The organism is Mesorhizobium sp. M1E.F.Ca.ET.041.01.1.1 (genome assembly GCF_003997355.1).
Taxonomy (GTDB): Bacteria; Pseudomonadota; Alphaproteobacteria; order Rhizobiales; family Rhizobiaceae; genus Mesorhizobium.
Map to the genome: position 1 here is coordinate 1 of NZ_RZSL01000666.1, position 3,004 is coordinate 3,004.

3 protein-coding genes and 1 pseudogene are annotated in these 3,004 nt (G+C 66.1%); 3 read left to right on the forward strand and 1 reads right to left on the reverse strand.

All coding sequences use genetic code 11. The features are described 5' to 3' along the window. The 3 genes and pseudogenes from EOA38_RS32240 to EOA38_RS32250 all read left to right on the forward strand — a co-directional run. Nucleotides 1-289 (forward strand): annotated as a pseudogene (locus tag EOA38_RS32240) (DUF1285 domain-containing protein); the annotation flags it as partial. Next, on the forward strand, nucleotides 289-921 hold the full coding sequence (locus EOA38_RS32245) for a CoA pyrophosphatase (protein ID WP_126092347.1): 633 nt from the start codon (nucleotides 289-291) through the stop codon (nucleotides 919-921). The pseudogene EOA38_RS32240 and the gene EOA38_RS32245, both read left to right, overlap by 1 nt. Next, nucleotides 918-2,186, forward strand: coding sequence for a CCA tRNA nucleotidyltransferase (locus EOA38_RS32250; RefSeq protein ID WP_126092348.1), 1,269 nt, complete (start codon nucleotides 918-920; stop codon nucleotides 2,184-2,186). Before EOA38_RS32245 ends, EOA38_RS32250 begins: the two co-directional genes overlap by 4 nt. 27 nt (nucleotides 2,187-2,213) lie before the next feature. Here EOA38_RS32250 and EOA38_RS32255 read toward each other — a convergent pair. Then, on the reverse strand, nucleotides 2,214-3,004 hold a 791-nt coding region (locus EOA38_RS32255), incomplete at its 5' end, for a S8/S53 family peptidase (RefSeq protein WP_245480974.1).

Genomic DNA, 3,004 nt, shown 5'->3' on the forward strand with positions numbered 1-3,004 from the left:
GACCGGCGAGGGTCAGGTCATCACCTTCCGCACCAATGTCGGCGACGTGGTCACGGCCGGAGCCGGCCATCCGCTGCGCTTCGTCGACGAGGACGCGACGGGCGGGCTCAAGCCCTATGTGCTGGTGCGCGGTCGGCTGGAGGCGCTGGTGGCGCGGCCCGTGATGTATGAGCTTGTCGAACATGGCGAGGAGATCGATATCGACGGCAAGGCAATGTTCGCCGTCCGCTCCGGCGGCGAGGTCTATCCGATCATGCCGGCCGAAAAACTCGAGCGGCTAAGCGGGTGATGGACCAGGTGGCGCCGGTGCCGTTCTCGATCGCGGATTTTCGCGCGCGCGCCGCGGCGCAGGCCGAGGTGCAAGCCGGCGACGAGTTCGGCGATCATCGCTTCAATCCCGGCCACCCCAGGCTGAAGCACATAAAGCCGCTGCGCGACGCCGCGGTGCTGATCCCGGTCATCGATCACACCGATGGCGCGACCGTGCTGCTCACCAAGCGCGCCGAGAAGCTGCGCAGCCATTCCGGGCAGGTGGCCTTCCCCGGCGGCACGATCGATCCGACGGATCCCGGCCCCGATGCCGCGGCTCTGCGCGAGACTTTCGAGGAGATCGGCCTCGACCGCGGCCACATCGAAATCATCGGCCGGATGCCCGATTATGTTTCCGGCAGCGGCTACCGCATCGTGCCGGTGCTTTCCGTGGTGCGGCCCGGCTTTTCGCTGACGCTCAATGCCGACGAGGTCGACGCCGCCTTCGAAGTGCCGCTGCGCTTCCTGATGGACCCGGCCAACCATGCGCGCGACAGCCGCATGTGGAACGACCTCGAATGGTTCTTCTACGAGATGCCCTATGGCGGCCAGCGCATCTGGGGCGTCACCGCGGGTATCATCCGCACGCTCTATGAAAGGCTCTATGCGTGAGTGCCGAGGTGTCTCTTTCGGGCAGGGCGGACTGGCTCGGTGAAAAGCATCTGCAGCGGCTGCTCGCCGCGCTGAAGGAGGGCGGCGAGGAGGCGCGCGTGGCCGGCGGCGCGGTGCGCAATGCGCTGATCGGCCAGCCGGTCGCCGACATCGACATCGCCGCCACGACCGTGCCCGAGGAGACCATCCGGCGCGCCGAGGCCGCCGGCTTCAAGACGGTGCCGACCGGTATCGAGCACGGCACGATCACGGCGATCGGCGGCGGCAAGGCCTACGAGGTCACGACGCTCAGAGCCGATATCGAGACCGACGGCCGGCGGGCGAAAGTGATCTACGGACGCGACTGGAAGCTCGACGCCGAGCGCCGCGACTTCACCATCAACGCGCTCTATGCCGACGCCGACGGGACGGTCGTCGACCTCGTCGGCGGCGTCGCCGACATCGAGGCGCGGCGTTTGCGCTTCATCGGCGAGCCGGAAGCGCGCATCCGCGAGGACTACCTGCGCATCCTGCGCTTCTTCCGCTTTTTCGCCTGGTATGGCGACGGCCGCCCCGATGCCGAGGGGTTGAAGGCCTGCGCCAGGCTGAAGGACGGGCTCAGCCGGCTTTCGGCCGAACGCGTCTGGTCCGAGTTGAAGAAGCTGCTTTCGGCGTCCGATCCGTCGCGCGCACTGCTGTGGATGCGCCAGGCCGGCGTTCTCACCGCCGTGCTGCCGGAGAGCGAGAAGTGGGGCATTGACGCCATCCATGGGCTGGTCAGGACCGAAAAGGATCTCGGCTGGAATGCCGATCCGCTGTTCAGGCTGGAGGCAATGGTGCCGCCGGATGCCGCGCGCATGAAGGTGCTTGCCGAAAGGCTGAGATTTTCGACCAGCGAGGGCGAACGGCTCAAGCAATGGGCGCTGACGGCTTCGCCGGAATCCAAGACAACCGAGACGGAACTTGCGAAGAGGCTCTATTTCGGAAACCGCGACGGTTTCCTCGATCGGCTTCGGCTCGCTCTCGCCGCCGCGCGGACACGTGCCGTCGAGGACAATCAGGCCATGCTGGAAGCCGGTGGTTACTCCCGCTTGCTAGGCTTCGCCTTGAAATGGGAAAAGCCGACCTTTCCAATCAAGGGCGCCGACCTGACCGAACTCGGCGCGTCACCCGGCCCGAAGCTTGGCGCGACGCTGAAGAACCTCGAGAAGGAATGGGTGGATTCCGGATTCGCCATGGATCGCGGTGCGCTGCTCAAGCGCGCCGCGAAGGCACTCGAGGCCTAGCGCGGCAAGCCGTAGGATCGCCGCGGCTCAACGTATCGACACGGGGGCCAACGCGCGCGAAAGGCTTGCCTCGCCCTTGCCGTAGATGGACGGGTCGTAATTGACCAGTGTGTCGGTACGGGCCGTGTTGAGCAGGTCGTTGGTGATCTGAACCGGCGTCGCCTTGGTGAATTTGCTGCCGATGATCGCGGCGTATCCGGAGATGATCGGCGCGGCGAAGGACGTGCCGTAAAGGCCAGTCTTGTCGCCTTCGACACCGACCACCAGGAAGTGGCCCTGCACGGCCGGGTCGGAGCCGGCATAGTTGGAATACCAGGCAAGCTGAGCCTTGCTGGACGCAGTGCCGTTTGTCGACAGCGCGCCGACGAAGATCGCCGTCGGTTTGCCGATCAGGGCGAGGTCGAGATAGTCCTGCTGGCCGCCGGTCACCCCGCCGACGGCGACCGAGTCGTTGCCTGCCGCCTTCGAGACGATGGCCGATCCCTTGGTGGCGTAGGAAATGATCGAGGACTCCTCCGGGGCCCACCAGATCTGGCTCACGCTGTAGCCCGCGGTGGTGTACATGCCGTAGCTGAGGTTGAGCACGTTACGGCCGCGTGCCAGCGGAACGGCCGAACTCGTCGAGAAATCCTTGGAGCGAATGGTCGCCGCGGGAGCGATCATGCTTGCCTCCTCGCGCGTCCATTCGCCATGCCGCTGGGTCTGCACGCCGAGCCCGAAATTGCCGGAGAAGCGCGATGAACTGCTGAAGTCGTCGACGATGGTGATGGTGACGCCCTTGCCCTTGTAGCCGGCTGCCCATGCGGCGCCGACGCCGG